This window comes from Microcoleus sp. EPA2 (assembly GCA_020882975.1).
In the GTDB taxonomy this organism is placed as follows: domain Bacteria; phylum Cyanobacteriota; class Cyanobacteriia; order Cyanobacteriales; family Microcoleaceae; genus Microcoleus.
On sequence record JAHRFD010000012.1, the window covers coordinates 142,441 to 157,569 of the forward strand.

At 43.9% G+C, this 15,129-nt stretch carries 17 protein-coding genes; 5 read left to right on the plus strand and 12 right to left on the minus strand.

Annotated elements, in window-relative coordinates; genetic code table 11:
• Window positions 1-99: 99 nt before the first annotated feature.
• Both AAFP14_RS13360 and AAFP14_RS13365 read right to left on the minus strand, forming a co-directional pair.
• Window positions 100-399 (minus strand): DUF3593 domain-containing protein, encoded by a 300-nt coding sequence (locus tag AAFP14_RS13360; RefSeq protein WP_341732732.1) that lies wholly within the window; start codon window positions 397-399, stop codon window positions 100-102.
• 308 nt (window positions 400-707) lie between these two features.
• The gene (locus AAFP14_RS13365; RefSeq protein WP_341732733.1) at window positions 708-1,361 is read right to left on the minus strand and encodes an ATP-binding protein; all 654 of its coding nucleotides are present in this window, start codon (window positions 1,359-1,361) and stop codon (window positions 708-710) included.
• A gap of 406 nt (window positions 1,362-1,767) precedes the next feature.
• Between AAFP14_RS13365 and AAFP14_RS13370 the strand changes: the two genes are divergently transcribed.
• Window positions 1,768-2,484, plus strand: coding sequence for a pentapeptide repeat-containing protein (locus AAFP14_RS13370; protein WP_341732734.1), 717 nt, complete (start codon window positions 1,768-1,770; stop codon window positions 2,482-2,484).
• Window positions 2,485-2,572: 88 nt separating this feature from the next.
• Here the strand turns inward: AAFP14_RS13370 and AAFP14_RS13375 are convergent, their stop codons facing one another.
• The 5 genes from AAFP14_RS13375 to AAFP14_RS13395 form a co-directional block, all read right to left on the minus strand.
• Window positions 2,573-3,628 (minus strand): alpha/beta hydrolase, encoded by a 1,056-nt coding sequence (locus AAFP14_RS13375; protein WP_341732735.1) that lies wholly within the window; start codon window positions 3,626-3,628, stop codon window positions 2,573-2,575.
• Window positions 3,629-3,751: 123 nt separating this feature from the next.
• A complete protein-coding gene (gatA, locus tag AAFP14_RS13380) occupies window positions 3,752-5,212 on the minus strand; it encodes an Asp-tRNA(Asn)/Glu-tRNA(Gln) amidotransferase subunit GatA (protein WP_341732736.1) in 1,461 nt (486 codons plus the stop codon).
• 317 nt (window positions 5,213-5,529) lie between these two features.
• On the minus strand, window positions 5,530-6,171 hold the full coding sequence (locus AAFP14_RS13385) for a Uma2 family endonuclease (RefSeq protein WP_341732737.1): 642 nt from the start codon (window positions 6,169-6,171) through the stop codon (window positions 5,530-5,532).
• A gap of 22 nt (window positions 6,172-6,193) precedes the next feature.
• A complete protein-coding gene (locus tag AAFP14_RS13390) occupies window positions 6,194-6,553 on the minus strand; it encodes a HepT-like ribonuclease domain-containing protein (RefSeq protein ID WP_341732738.1) in 360 nt (119 codons plus the stop codon).
• Window positions 6,540-6,881 carry a nucleotidyltransferase family protein gene (locus AAFP14_RS13395; protein ID WP_341732739.1) on the minus strand — a complete coding sequence of 114 codons (342 nt, stop codon included), beginning with the start codon at window positions 6,879-6,881 and terminating at the stop codon, window positions 6,540-6,542. The genes AAFP14_RS13390 and AAFP14_RS13395 overlap by 14 nt, the downstream gene beginning before the upstream one ends.
• Window positions 6,882-7,254: 373 nt before the next feature.
• Here AAFP14_RS13395 and AAFP14_RS13400 point away from each other — a divergent pair, with 373 nt between their 5' ends.
• From AAFP14_RS13400 to AAFP14_RS13415, 4 genes are all read left to right on the plus strand, one after another.
• Window positions 7,255-9,186, plus strand: a complete 1,932-nt coding sequence (locus AAFP14_RS13400; RefSeq protein ID WP_341732740.1) for a serine/threonine-protein kinase — start codon at window positions 7,255-7,257, stop codon at window positions 9,184-9,186.
• Complete coding sequence (locus AAFP14_RS13405; RefSeq protein ID WP_341732741.1) at window positions 9,183-9,308, plus strand: hypothetical protein; 126 nt, start codon at window positions 9,183-9,185, stop codon at window positions 9,306-9,308. The genes AAFP14_RS13400 and AAFP14_RS13405 overlap by 4 nt, the downstream gene beginning before the upstream one ends.
• A 236-nt stretch (window positions 9,309-9,544) precedes the next feature.
• Window positions 9,545-9,754, plus strand: coding sequence for a type II toxin-antitoxin system HicB family antitoxin (locus AAFP14_RS13410; RefSeq protein ID WP_096829806.1), 210 nt, complete (start codon window positions 9,545-9,547; stop codon window positions 9,752-9,754).
• Between the two features lies 1 nt (window position 9,755).
• Window positions 9,756-9,974, plus strand: a complete 219-nt coding sequence (locus tag AAFP14_RS13415) for a type II toxin-antitoxin system HicA family toxin (protein ID WP_341732742.1) — start codon at window positions 9,756-9,758, stop codon at window positions 9,972-9,974.
• A gap of 33 nt (window positions 9,975-10,007) precedes the next feature.
• Here AAFP14_RS13415 and AAFP14_RS13420 read toward each other — a convergent pair whose 3' ends face one another.
• From AAFP14_RS13420 to AAFP14_RS13440, 5 genes are all read right to left on the minus strand, one after another.
• Entirely contained in the window at window positions 10,008-10,226 is a 219-nt protein-coding gene (locus tag AAFP14_RS13420; protein WP_341732743.1) for a hypothetical protein, read from the minus strand.
• A 168-nt stretch (window positions 10,227-10,394) separates the two neighbouring features.
• Window positions 10,395-11,330 carry a branched-chain amino acid ABC transporter permease gene (locus tag AAFP14_RS13425; protein ID WP_341732744.1) on the minus strand — a complete coding sequence of 312 codons (936 nt, stop codon included), beginning with the start codon at window positions 11,328-11,330 and terminating at the stop codon, window positions 10,395-10,397.
• Between the two features lie 183 nt (window positions 11,331-11,513).
• The gene (locus AAFP14_RS13430; protein ID WP_341732745.1) at window positions 11,514-12,464 is read right to left on the minus strand and encodes a branched-chain amino acid ABC transporter permease; all 951 of its coding nucleotides are present in this window, start codon (window positions 12,462-12,464) and stop codon (window positions 11,514-11,516) included.
• Between the two features lie 10 nt (window positions 12,465-12,474).
• Window positions 12,475-13,683: a DUF2252 domain-containing protein gene (locus AAFP14_RS13435; RefSeq protein ID WP_341732746.1), complete on the minus strand. Its 1,209-nt coding sequence runs from the start codon at window positions 13,681-13,683 to the stop codon at window positions 12,475-12,477.
• Between the two features lie 28 nt (window positions 13,684-13,711).
• Window positions 13,712-14,977 (minus strand): ABC transporter substrate-binding protein, encoded by a 1,266-nt coding sequence (locus AAFP14_RS13440; protein WP_341732747.1) that lies wholly within the window; start codon window positions 14,975-14,977, stop codon window positions 13,712-13,714.
• Window positions 14,978-15,129: the final 152 nt, after the last annotated feature.

Here is a 15,129-nt window from a genome sequence, read left to right on the forward strand (position 1 = left end):
CAACAGTGAAAAAAAACAGACTAAAACACTTTGTTTCTCTCCATTTTGCCTTTTGGCTGTTTGTTACTCCCACCGATAAATCCCTTCACCCTTGAGAAACTATTCCGGTGAAGATTCTTTGGCTTTAATCACTGCTTCCCTAAATCCTAAAACTACTAAAATATTCGCAAGTGTTAAGAATAATTCCGCTGAACCGTGAAGCCAGTCAACATTGGCGAGGGATTCGTTATAAGCAACTTTTGCATAAATTGCGGCGGGAATTGTCACACCCACGAATACCAGAGTGCCATAAAATCCCATCAGAGCTAAACGTGGTGTTTTTCCAGATTTAGTCAAAAACCAAAGAAACCCCAAGTAGGGAAACAGAGACAAAACAAATAAATTTTCCTTAGCAATCATTAGCGGTCGTTAGTAATTGGTGATTGACCATATACTATGATAAATCAAAATTTTAAGATTATTGACAATAATTTTAAAATTTTAATATTTAATTTGAAAGATGCACCATTTTCCATCGAACCTCTACAGGCTTACCCAAGCACCGTAGATATTATCAAAACTCACAACACGAAGGTAATATGTAAAATACCTTTCCCCATCTACAGACAAAACCCACAGACAAAACCGATAAATATTCCCCTAAGCACCGTTCTTATTCAAGAAGAATTTCAAAGAACGCAGTTTCTTGATTGTCATATATAACATCTCTATCCAGCAATCAGAAACTGAGAGTTGACAAAAGTGTTTTTTTTGCTATGAGGAATCAAGGAAGTCTTGCTAAAATCATCGAGATTGAAGCAGACTTTTCTATCTTCCAGAATAAATTCAGTGATTTTAGCATCCAAATCAAAATACACTCCGCAATCCCAAATTCGGAACTCCAAGCGTCCGTGAAAAACCATAACTTCCAGTTGAATAGGAGTTTCAGCGGGCAGATTTTTGTGAGCGTGACGAACTGCATTAGTGAAACCTTCAACAACTGCTAGCTGAAGGGCGTACCAAGTCTCACTAGGAAACGATAAATCCTGCAACTGCTCAAACAACTCGAAAACTTTAGTTACATCATTCAAATCAGTATTTACTTCCCGGTTAAGAGTTCTCAGGGGAATATCGTCTAAGACTTCTTCCTGTTGTTCTATATCCAGCCAGTCCCACCGATTTAACAAATTTAGTAACCCATCTAAAGCACTGGCTTTTTGATTTTTTTTGTGTCGAACACGGCCTTCTGGTTCGTAACTTTTAGTGAGTAACAAACAATTGCGACCCTCGAAATTGCGGGTGTAAGTTAGCTGGTCTGCAATCTGCCACATCAGTTTAATACCACGGCCGCCTTCTGCCAGTTCATCTATGCTAGTAGACATTTGTTCTCCTCGTCTGAAAGTGTTAGCTTTAATCAATTTGCACACCCGCCGTTTACTAGCTGTACTTTTTTATACTTTCGTACTCAGTATTATTTCGGCGATTACACAAGAATGCTATCTTTTTTCTAGAAGCCAAGGCATCAGCAATATGTCTAAAGACTCTAAGCCAATTGGCTTAGTTACTCAACACCTGTACGCAGACCATTACCCTCCGTAGTAAAACAAAACTTAACAGAGTATGAATATTCCTCCTTTGTACTCTTCATTGGCTTGTTGTAGGGGGTATAACCCCTACATGGTAAATCCTTTGATGGCTGAGACTGCTGATGGCTCAGATATGCTAGCCCACCCTGAAACCTCTACTGTTACCGGAACTTTCACCCGAACTACGTAAGTAATATTTGCTATGACCAAAATCCAACGGACTATTCTGACAGCAGCAATAGTGCTGCTACCATTTTTCGCAGCAGTTCCCTTACCAGCTCAAAATTTGTCCCTAGTCCAGCGACTGTTAGAAACTAGAGGATGTCCAGGATGCGACCTATTTGGAGCTTCCTTGAACCGTGCAGACCTGTTTGGAGTAGATTTAAGCGGTGCCATCCTGAGCAGGGCAGACTTGATTGATGCCGATTTAACCGGGGCTGATTTAATGGCAGCTAATTTAAACAACGCCAACATGAGAAATGCCTTTTTGACCAACGCTGACATCAGCAAAGCTAACATCAGCAGGGCTGACATCAGGGGAGCGAACTTAGAAAATGCTAACCTCAGCGAGAGTTCTCTCAGAGAGGCTTCTCTCCAGTTTACTAATTTAAAATGTACGAATTTGAGTGCATCTCAACTAAGTGGGACCGATCTCAGGAATGCTGATTTAACTGGTGCAAATCTCAGCGGTGCAGATCTGACAGAAGCGGATTTAACTGGTGCAAATCTCACTGGTGTAGATCTCAGGAATGCCAACCTCAGCGATGCTAGATTGATTAAAGCCAATCTCAAAGATGCCAATTTATGTGGTGCCCGGATGCCCAACAAAAAAACATCTCAGCGAGGTTGTCCAGCTAAGAAAGAGGAATCAGAATCAATCAAGATCAATAGTTACTGCAATTACTGTCCAGCCCTGTGAATATTTTCCAATTCAGGAATTAGGCGATCGCAGTTAGATACCCGACTTTTTTTAACAAATCGGGTATCTCGATTATTCTGTTTACTATTTAATGTTTAATCGTGTTTGACTGTTGAAAAAAATTGCTGATTTTTTCGATATATTCAGCACCTGCAAAGTCTGCTAAATTATTGTGACCGGCATCTGGAACTATGTATAACTGTTTGGGTTCAGGGGCTGCATCAAACAGTTTTTTGCTCATTTCAACGGGAACTACAGTATCAGCGGTTCCGTGAATAAATAGTACAGGCATTTCCAGGCGATCGACTTTAGCAATAGAATCAAACCGCTGTCTCAGCAATAAATCGATGGGAAATATCCGATACACCGCAGACTGAAAGTCTACCATTTCCCGTGCCGAAGTAAAAGAGCCTTCCACGATTAACCCCGCGGCTTCCGGGTTTCGCACTGCTAGATCGATCGCGATCGCCCCTCCCAAAGAATGACCATAAATATAAATTTGCTTAGGGTTAATTCCCCGTTGTTTTACTAAATAATCCATAGCGAGTTGAGCATCTTCATAAACCTGAGATTCTGTCGGAAACTCGCCCTGGCTTTTTCCATAACCGCGATAATCTATGAGGAATACGGACAAACCTAACCGATGAAATCGATTAGCGTGTTCCACGTTGGCCCCTACATTTAAACCATTCCCGTGCAGGTATAAGACTACCCCCCCTAACCCCCCCTTATAAAGGGGGGGGACAGGAGAGGAGCCTTCCTTATAAAGGGGGGGGACAGGAGAGGAGCCTTCCTTATAAAGGGGGGGGACAGGAGAGGGAGAGACGGGTTTGTCATTGTTTAGGGGAACGGATTTTCTTACTCCCCCCCTTGCTAAGGGGGGGCTGGGGGGGGTATCTGATGTGGGAATCCACCAGCCGTGTACGCTTTCTGCTACACCCGTTTTACGGGAAATTGGGAGTACCACATCTTGATATTTCAACTGAAAATCTTTGGGAGTTGAAGAGATGACCTGCGTCGGAAAAAAGATAAACTTACCTTGCGCTAAAAATAAATATAGACAAGCACCAGAATAGGCGATCGCCAGAAATATCCCAAAACCGATGAAAGATTTAGACAAAATTAATACCAGCAAGTTATTCATGGGAAATAGGAGAGTGCACGGCTAATGGGCTATTAGTCAAAATTTATGGCTAATTATGAATTGACATAATTAGCCATAATCCATTACTAACTTGCGCCGCAGCATTCCGCCTAATTTCAAAAATCAATGCAATTTTGGGCTATGCAAGTGCCAATTCGTAGACTGCTCGTAAGCGTGAGCCACTTGAAACAAGCGAGATTCTTGCAAAACATTACCAATCAGTTGTATTCCCACCGGTAGTCCCTTATCATCAAAGCCACAGGGCAAACTCAAAGCGGGCAAACCAGCCAGATTGACCGGAATAGTCATCAAATCTGACAAATACATACTCAAGGGATCGTTGAATTTTTCGCCCGCTTTAAAAGCCGTAGTTGGAGCTGTAGGACAGACCAAAACATCAACTTGAGCAAAAGCTTTCTCAAAGTCTTCTTTAATTAAAGTCCGAACTTTTTGAGCTTTTAAATAGTAGGCATCGTAATATCCAGCCGACAAAACATAAGTGCCGATCGCAATCCGGCGCTTCACCTCGGAACCAAACCCTTGAGAGCGAGTTTTGGCATACATATCCAAAAGATTGTCAGAGTCAGCAGCCCGGAAACCGTACTTAACTCCATCATATCTCGCCAAATTAGCCGAGGCTTCTGATGGAGCAATAATGTAGTAAGTGGGCAAACCATAGCGGAACCTGGGACAAGAAACTACTTGAATTTCTGCTCCCAACTTTTGAAATTGTTCGATCGCCTTAGTAACACATTCTTTCACCGCCGGCTCTAACCCTACACCAAAAGTTTCTTTAATTACCCCAATTCTAATCTGACCTTTCGGGCGCAAATTAGGTCTCAAAGCTTGAGCATAATCAGGAATTTCCACATTCAGACTCGTGGAATCTCTCTGATCGTAACCGGCGATCGCCCCCAACAAAATCGCCGTATCCTCAACAGTCCGGCCAAAGGGGCCGATTTGATCGAGAGAAGAAGCATAGGCCACCAAACCGTAGCGAGAAACCAACCCATAGGTGGGTTTTAGCCCTACCAAGCCACAAAAGGAAGCTGGTTGACGGATCGAACCTCCAGTATCCGAACCCAAACTCACAACGCATTCTCCCGCCGCTACCGCAGAGGCAGAACCGCCAGAAGAACCACCAGGAACCCGCTCTAAGTCCCAAGGATTCGCTGTAACTTGATAAGCAGAAGTTTCCGTCGAGCTTCCCATTGCGAACTCGTCCATGTTCGCCTTACCCACAATCACCGCACCAGCGGCTTGGAGTTTCGACACAACAGTGGCATCGTAAGGAGGGACAAAATTCTCCAAAATCCGAGAGGCGCAGGTTGTGGGAACGCCTTGGGTGCACATATTGTCTTTAACGGCGATCGGGATTCCGGCCAAGAGGCCAATTTCTTCTCCGGCGGCAATTTTGGCATCCACTTGGACTGCCTGCGCCATTGCGCGGTCTGCTGTCACGCACAGAAAGCTTTTTAATTTTGGCTCTAGCTGGGTAATACGGTCTAATGCTTCTTGAGTAATTTCCACAGCAGAGCGTTCTTTATTGACCAGTTGTCGGTGCAACTCGCGGATGGATGCCATGCTCGTACCTTTATTTTTTCTACTTTCGGCTTATATGTCAATATAGCTGGCAATTGCACCTGCTTACTGCCGGGATGCAAAGTCCGCATCTGAGGTGGGTGCGGGTACTATCTTTGTGGAACAGGCATCTTGCCGGTTATTGATATTAGTCAAAAAGTGCGATCGATCTGAGATATTCCATCATTCAACTAGCTGTAGGGACGGGTTCACCAACAATATATAACAAGAACCAACAATCTCAATAAACCCGCCCGCCCCTAACTTTGCCCCGCATAAATTGTGCCGCTGAAGTCTTTACTACAAACCAAATCACAGATTCAAGAGTTCTCTTTTTCAATTTTCCGTCGCAACTCCCGAATTACTGTACTTGTATGGTTCTCGCGCGACATTTGCCAGCATTCCTCCACAATTTCTGATACATTAAAATTGGGAAAATAACGGCTGATTAAACTTTCGACATATAGACCATTTTCCAAACAGTAAATTATGAGCCTATTTTTCTTAAACAGCCACACTTCCGGCACTTGATAAGGCAAGTAATCATCCAAATTAGTGTAGCTAGTGACATCCACTTCAATCACCAGATCGGGCGGTGGTTCAACACCCCAAGCAATCCGATCTTTACCCAGAATTGCGGCGCAATTATCGATATAAAAACAATAATCTGGTTCAACACCTCTTACCTCCGGCAAATCCATCGTAATTGGCGTAAACGCTTCATAATCTCTGCCCAAGTAATCTAGCAAAACTTTGACGACATCAGCAATTATATCTGCTTGTTTTCCGTGTACGGGTAAAGGGGACATTAATAAAATCTCTCCTGGTCGATATTTGATGCGCGGAATCTGACGATCGCCCAATTGTTCTACAAGTGCTTGGTAATCCTGCCAACTACCAGGAAATTTTATCAGTGTTCCTGGTGGCAAGTGAATTTTTTCTGGCGTGACGACTGCGAACATAAAACTTATACCTCCTGACTAATTATATGTGTTTTAAGCTAGAGTCGCCAGCAATCAATGGCTTAATCTGAACTAGCAGTTGAGGAATTTTGTTTTGAGCAACATCCCAAACGATGTCTAAATTTACTCGATCGTAAGCATGAGAAACCCAATCTCTCATTCCTGCCATATCTTTCCAAGGGATTTCTGGATGTTCAGCGCGAAATTCAGAGGATATGCGTTTTGTGGCTTCACCAATAACTATTATTCTATAAATAATAGCAGCTTGTTTCTCATCAGAAGCTGCCAATTCCTCGCTGTCAATTCCGGTGAGATAACGTTGAATCATCTCGCCAGCCTGTACAATATCCAACAGGGAAGCCATATCTCTATTTGCTGACATAAATTACCTTTGCAGAGTTGAGAATTTCTTGTTTTCTAATCCAGTTAATACTTTGTTCGATACATTGTTTGCTAAGGATATCTACCTTGCGTCCGCATAAAGTTTCAAGTTCCTCCTGCATCTGCATCGCGTCATCAAATGTCCATCGGTAATCAGGTGCAAAAGTTACGAGTATATCTATGTCGCTTGTTTCTGGGCAAAAATCTTCTCGCAAAACCGAACCAAACAGCGCTAACTCTACGATCCGCCACTTTTTACAAAAGGCGATCGTTTGTTCGGCAAACCTTCCTAAGCGATTGAAACCTATATCTAACTGAATCCTTGACATGATACTGCTTCCCAAAAATACGGCAAATATTATATATTATAATGATTTCACGACCTCCAAGGCTAGTCCTAGCACCTCTGCAATTTGCTCATCCTTCAATCCCAACTGTCGTAATTTACCAACCATTTCAATCTTAACTTTATTGGTGCTGTTGCCCCAAGTAATCTAGCAAAACCTTGACGACATCAGCAATTATATCTGCTTGTTTTCCGTGTACGGGTAGATTGTAATCGTAGTAAAATGTTGAAGCGTCTCAATCTTTTCTATCGCTCAGATTCAGGCACGGTATCACGAATCGGGTACGACAGAAATAACTAATCTCAAAGGAAAGGCGGCTCCTATATACTACAAGTAACCGCTCTCAATACTAGCTATGAGCCTTTGCATCAACCCAACTTGCCCAAAACCAGACCACTCGCAGAACACTAACAACCGCCACTGTCAAAGTTGCGGTTCCGACTTACTGCTGCAAGGACGCGATCGCGTGATGCGACTTCTCAGCGATAAAAGCGGTTTTGGCAAAATTTACACCGCAGAAGAACGGGGAATCTCTAAAATACTGAAAGTCCTCAAAGAACATTTCAACAACGAACCGAAAGTAGTCGAACTATTTCAGCAGGAAGCAAAAGTATTAGCGCAATTCCAGCATCCCGGTATTCCCAAAGTCGATGGTTATTTCCAGTATCAAACCAGAAACGGGTTGATATTGCACTGCATTGTGATGGAAAAAATCGAGGGGCCAAATTTAGAAGAGTGGCTACAACAGCAGGGAAATCATCCCATTTCCGAACGGCAAGCAATAGCCTGGTTAAAGCAACTGGCAGAAATATTGCATTTAGTACATGGGAAGCAGTATTTCCATCGGGATATTAAGCCGCCCAATATCATGCTAAGACCGAATGGGCAGTTGGTGTTGATTGATTTTGGCACGGCGAGGGAAGCGACCTATACTTATCTTGCCAAGGTGGGTGTGGGAAAGCAAATTACGGCGGTAGTTTCTGCTGGGTACACGCCACCGGAACAAGCAAACTCCCAAGCAGTACCGCAATCAGATTTTTTTGCATTGGGACGGACGTTTGTGTATTTGCTGACGGGACAGCATCCTTTAAAATTTTACGATGCCCATAACGATGTGTTTCGCTGGCGACAGGCGGCGAATATTTCACCGAGTTTGGCAGATTTTATCGATAATTTGATGGCGCGAAGGCCAGGGGATAGACCGCACAATACCCAGGCGCTTTTGCAGCGGATAGAGGAACTGGCGCAAAAGTTGGCAAAGCGGAAAACTAATTTACCTCTAGGCGTGGGGGCGGTGGTGTTGTTGGTTTTGGGGGGAGGAATTGGGTTTTGGTTCTCTACATTAGGTGGGAGTTCTGTTAGTCAGAGAGATGTTAGTGCGAGTGGAAGTTCTTTAGAAAATGTTTCTTTAGTTAAAACTATTACTGGTCATTCCCACTCGTTTTGGTCTGTCGCCATCAGTCCAGATGGGCAAACTTTGGTTGGTGGTAGTAATGACGATACGATTAAAATTTGGAATTTGACAACAGGCAATTTAATCCGCACTTTGTCGGGTCATTCTGACAATGTTTTGTCTGTCGCCATCAGTCCAGATGGGCAGACTTTGGTTAGTGGTAGTTGGGACGATACGATTAAAATTTGGAATTTGGCAACAGGCAATTTAATCCGCACTTTGTCGGGTCATTCCAACTGGGTTTATTCTGTCGCCATCAGTCCAGATGGGCAGACTTTGGTTAGTGGTAGTGAGGACAATACGATTAAAATTTGGAATTTGGCAACAGGCAATTTGATCCGCACTTTGTCGGGTCATTCCTACTCGGTTTATTCTGTCGCCATTAGTCCAGATGGGCAGACTTTGGTTAGTGGTAGTGGTGACAATACGATTAAAATTTGGAATTTGGCAACAGGCAATTTGATCCGCACTTTGTCGGGTGATTCCTACTCGACTAGGTCTGTCGCCATCAGTCCAGATGGGCAGACTTTGGTTAGTGGTAGTTTTGACAAAACAATTAAAATTTGGAATTTGGCAACAGGCAATTTAATCCGCACTTTGTCCGGTCATTCCAACTCGGTTATTTCTGTCGCCATCAGTCCAGATGGGCAGACTTTGGTTAGTGGTAGTGAGGACAATACGATTAAAATTTGGAATTTGGCAACAGGCAATTTAATCCGCACTTTGTCGGGTCATTCCAACTCGGTTATTTCTGTCGCCATCAGTCCAGATGGGCAGACTTTGGTTAGTGGTAGTGATGACTATACGATTAAAATTTGGCAGGTGTCGCGTTGAAGTTCACTGTCAACTCGTTAAACTCAGGTTTTGCACGCCTTGTCATCACCTTTGTTTCTGGCAACAGTTTCTACATTGAACCTAGTGCGATCGCCCACATCGTCGGTTGGGTTGAAGCATGAACCCTGCGTTTCACTCCGCCCAACACCTAAGCCCCGCTCAAGCCAATGGATGTTGGGTTTCGCCTGATTCGATAAATGACAGGCAACAAGCTCAATGCTGCTCGATCGACAGACAATCTAATTGTTGCAGTGGAGTAGTCAATCTGTAATCTAAAATCTAAAATCTAAAATCGAATGACTGATATGGGAAAGGGTTATGTTATGCTTATTAGAGAAAACTTGAGGGATAAGATGCAATGAAAAATCGCAGCTTTACAGTTCTTCTGTACAAAGAAGATGATATGTACATAGCTGAATGTCCAGAAGTTGGAACAGTAGATCAAGGTGAAACGATCGAGCAGGCGATTGCGGGTTTGAGAGAGGCTACGCGGTTATATTTGGAGGAATTTCCCGTACCTGAAACATCTCCGAGATTTGTGACCAGCATTGAGGTCAGCTATGCCTAAAATGCCGCGAATTTCAAGTAGAGAAGCAATTCGTGCATTGGAGCGTTTAGGATTCGAGCAAGTTCGTCAAACTGGCAGTCATGTTGTTCTGAAGAAGGCAACCGAAGAAGGCGAAATTGGTTGCGTTGTTCCTGTGCATCAAGAATTGAAGGTTGGTACGTTGAGCGGCATTCTCAAGCAGGCGCAAGTCACAGTCGAGGAGTTCATTGAAAATCTGTGAGGTCTAACAATAGAAAAGGGAAACTGGATCGTACTAGGCATGAGTAGATGCCTCTCGGTCATCCCGAATCATCTGCATCATAATGTTTGCAGCTTCCGTTGCGTCGTAGGGCGACCAAACCGGATACTCTGATGCAGAAAAGATAACTTGTAGTTCAGCCTTTGGGATTTGCACGGCTAGGAGTTTGAAGAGTGATAATTTGTCTGACTGGCTCAGACTGTCCACCAAAGGAATTAACTCAGCGAGAGACATAGTTTAAACTCCCAGACATACGATAATAGATTTATTATAAGCGATCTGTGAGACACGGTTTTATAGATAGGCGATGAATCAAAAGTATCGCACCTTACTTTTTTATGGATAGGCGATCTATAAGGAGTGGGGAGGCGATCGCACTTTATATCTACCAATAATCTAATTTTAAACAGAAGTACGATCGCCCTTCCTCCACCTCTTCAACAACTCCGGCGTCACCAAACCTTGCGGAAAAAATATCGTCCCCAAAACAATCAGCACCCCAAACACAATTAACCGCCCATCCCGCAGAAATTGTGCCAGCCAAACCGGCAATCCCTGAATAGTCGCCATCCCCCTCAAAACCTCCGGTAAAGCAGTAAAAACCATCCCACCCAAAACTGCTCCCAGAAACGTTCTGCTACCACCAATCAACACAGAAGTCAAGTAAATAATACTAGCATCAAAAGTCCCTTGACGGGCGTTCCAAGTATTCAGAAAATGGGCACTAACCGCACCGACAACCCCAGCTAAAATAGCACCTAACGTAAAAGCCAAAACCTTATAAAAAGTTGGGTTAATCCCGATCGCATCCGCCGCCAACTCATCAGCCCGAATCGCCGCAAAAGCCCGCCCCACCCGAATCCGTTCCAACCGATAGACAATCGCCATACTTACCAACAGCAAAGGTAATACAATCCACAAATACTCGATCGGCGTCCCAAACGGTTGCGGAATCCCAAAAATGCCCACAGCCCCGCCAGTGATATCCAGATTCAGCGATAAAACCCGCAAAATTTCCACAAAAGCAATAGTTGCGATCGCCAAATAAATCCCACTCAAACGCAGCGCCGGAATTCCCACCAAAATCCCCAACAACCCCGAAACAACCCCTGCAATTATCATCTCCAGTAACAGCAATGGCAGAGGAAATAAACCCCCTGTCGGCTTAAACACCGTCGTAGACAAAATCGCCGCAATATACCCACCCAACGCATAAAAACCAGGGCTAGCCAGAGACAACTGACCAGTCATTAAAGGCAAATACAGCGACATTCCCAACATTGCACCTAGCAACATCGAGACAATCAGAAACCCGTAAGTAGTAAAAAATGCAGCCATGATTTTATTTTAAATAATAAACATACTTAAATACCAACTTTATCTCAAATCCAATCCCATCATAATCATTCAATTCTCTCTTCTCTTTCTCTGCGTTCTCTGCGTCCTCTGCGGTTAAATCATTCCGATCTAATTAGTTTATGTAGGGGCAATCCCCCCGTGGTTGCCCCAATTTTAATCATCCTACACCTTTTGAATCAAACGCCTTCCAAACAAACCCTGCGGCCTAACCAATAGCATAATAAACAATATCGCAAAAGCCACAGCATCCTTATAAGCCGAAAAATCTCCCGGTACAAAAGCCTCCACCAAACCAATAATAAACCCACCCAAAACCGCCCCAGGAATACTCCCCAACCCCCCCAGCACGATCACCGCCAAACCCTTCAAACCAAAAGCAATCCCAAAATAAGGCCCCGCAATACTCACGCTAGAACCCACCAAACTCCCCGCCAAACCAGCCAGAAAACTACTCACAAAAAACGTCAACACAATATAGCGATCGGTATCAATTCCTAATAGACTAGAAGTAGTAGCATCTTCAGCTACAGCCTGCATTGCTTTGCCAAACTTAGTGAAATTTATTAAGTAAGTTAAGACAGTTACGATCGCAACTGATACCGCAAAAATTACTATTTGCACAGTCCGAATCGGAATCGGTTTATCCGCTGTTCCGAAGTTAATTGCAGCAGGCAAATATCCGTAAGTATTAGCAGGAAAAGTATAAATCTCCGCCCCGACAAGATATTGGATGATATTGGCGATCGCAACTGCAACACCCAAACTAGAAACCACCGTCAGCAGAGGATCTGAGTGTCGGCGGCGCAAAGGTAAAAAAGCAACTCGTTCAACAATTACTCCCACCCAACCAGCCATGACACTTCCCAAAATTAACGCCGCAGCAAAAGGCAATTGCACCGGAATTCGAGCATTAGCCCACAACCCATTAAAACCGACAGCACCTCCCATCAGCGCATAAGTGAAATAAGCACCCAAGGTAAATACGGCGCCGTGAGCAAAATTAATAATTCCCAAAATAGAAAACACCAGCGTGTATCCCAGGGCAAAAATAGCATACACGCTGCCGATCGACAAACCATTCAAAAATTGTTGAATAAATTGAGTGAGATCCACATTACCTCTTTTAACCCGCCGACTTTTTCTGAGTAATTTCCGAACAAAAATCTTGATAATCTGCTTGTACTTTAGTAAAATATGCTTGAGCATAGTCCAACAGAGGGTCATGCCAGCGATCGGCATTTTCCGCCCAATTAATTAACTCATCTGCAATCGCCGATCCTTGGCTACCACTACTGCGTAACTGATTCCAAGCAGTAATTTCCCCCATAGTTTTTAGCACCTTTTTTAACCGCCCCAACTTCCCATTCCACTGATCCAAACTCACCTTATCTTGAGTTGGTTGTAACCCCCGCAACACAAACGGTTCTCCATCCATTTCCACCACCGAAACCCAAGCTTGTGGCATAGCTTCCATCCGCTTTTGGATAGCCACAATTCTTACGGCTTCATTAGCCCATTGAGGCTGAGACAACTTCAAATACGGCATCAAAGAAGAGGGAAGTGCTTGTTTAATATCCAACAAATAATTCCCATCAGGAGAACCCTTTCCTTCCACTAAAACCACATAGCGCTTTACCCCCAAACTCCCCGTACCAGCAATTCTTACCCCCACATCTAACAACTTAAAAAACTCGGCATTTGGCTGTTTAGCAGCCCAATTCTTCATCAAAGATTCCACGAGCGATCGCTCCTGCGAGGATATAGCCGCCGTCCGCTTATTATCAATAACCAAGCGGCGAAGACCCTTTTTCACCTCCGTCCGCCGATCCAAAAAATCTTTCCGCTGACGTAACTTCAAACTATCCAATAAATCTGCAACCATCCCCTCAGCATTCCCCCTCTCCACAGTACGAGCAGTTCCCAAGGCTAAAGCATCAGTGTAAGCTTGGAGAAAGCAGCGACACAAAATCAATGCTTCCGACTGATTCACCCCCAGCGTATTCGCACCAACTAAAACGCTAGTCAGAAAACGAGTTATTTCCCAACTAGCCGGAGCCAAAGCGGATTCATCAAAATCGTTTATATCAAAATAAACCAATCCATTATCACCCTTGTAGCTGCCAAAATTTTCCAAGTGCAAATCACCACACACCCATACAGGTGGTGTATCATTCAGCACATAACTTTTATCTAAATCTTCATAAAATAAATGGCAAGTACCGCGAAAAAAGACAAAACTATTAGTTCTCATTGCCTGGTACTTCAACAAAAGTCGCTCCGGGTTGCGCCCGTGATTAAATTTCTGGATTCTTTCTAAAACCGTCTCACTCATGTTTTTGATTGCTTAATTGCCTATTTTTTTACTTCAAAAACTCAAATTTCCCATTAGTTCCATCCGCCTCCATTTTAATCGTTGCTACATAAAAATCTTTCTGATTAATCTCACCTTCTGCTGTAAAAGAAATTTGTCCTAAAGGGGTGTCGTATTTTCCAAGCAACAACTGCTGATTCAAATTTGTACGCAATTGTGGCAAAGGTTGTTGGCTAACCTTAGACTGAGAATTGATCGCCTTTAATGACTCGACAAAAACTTGAACACCAGTAAAAGCTTGAGCGCTAAACTGAGGCGGTTCTTTTTTAAATTGAGCGCGATAAGCATCACGAAAATCTTTATTAATCAGATTGGAATATTCTGGGCTGTATGCTTGGGCAATCAAAACTCCATCACAGAGCGCTTTACAAACAGGAAATATATTAGAAGTATTCAGACCGTTGCCCCCAATCATAACCCCTTTGTAACCTAACTCCCGCAATTGCTTAATTAAATTGCCTCCATCGGCGGCCAACCCGGAAATAATAATCAGATCGGGCTTGACATTGATCGCATTAGTGGCTTGAGATTGGAAATCTGTATCAGTAGTTAAGAATTTTTGGACTGTTGCCAATTCCAGCCCCATATCTTTAACCGTTGTCTGGAAAGTTTCCGTCTCAGATTTGCTAAAGGCATCATTCTGAGCAAAAAATACAGCTACTTTCTTAATATTGGGATTTTGCTTGAGGGCTGCTTTAACTGCGTTAGGTGCTACCACGGCTACAGGCGCGGAGACTCTGGCCACATAATCGCCAATCTGGGGAATCCCTTTAGCGGTGTTGGATGGTCCCAGAACCGGTACTTTGGCGCGATCGGCGATCGGATCGGCACTAAAAGCTTGCTGGGACAGGCTTGGCCCCACAATACCCACCACCCGATCCTGATTGATCAGAGTATTGAAAGCATTGATCGCCCCTTGTTCATCTCCACCAGTATCTTGGAAAACCAGCTTAATCGGCGTCCCATCCACACCGCCCTTGTCGTTAAAATACTTCTCGGCAATTTTCGCCCCAGCCACTTGTTCCTGGCCGAGTAAAGCCACGTTGCTAGTTTGGGCCACCCCAATCCCTATATATATATTGTTGGAACTTCCCGCAGCCGAACCCCCTGGCGAAGCACTGGCAGATGGCGAAGTCGCCGGAGATGCTGTGGTAGAGGTTTGGGGAGTGTTCGTCTTGTCCGTCTGACTGCAAGCCAGCAGCAGTGAAGCACAGGTAATGAATAAGGTAGTAGGGCGAGCTGTAGGTTTTTTCATGAGCGGGCGAACATAAACTATATAGATCATCTAAACGTAAAAATATTCTAGCTATGGGTGGTAGCTCCAGCACCCAAAATCCCCCACTGAGGCAAAAAAAAGACTCCTTCTGGGAAAAAGGAGTCAGCCGGAGGATGTCGGAGCTGGAATTA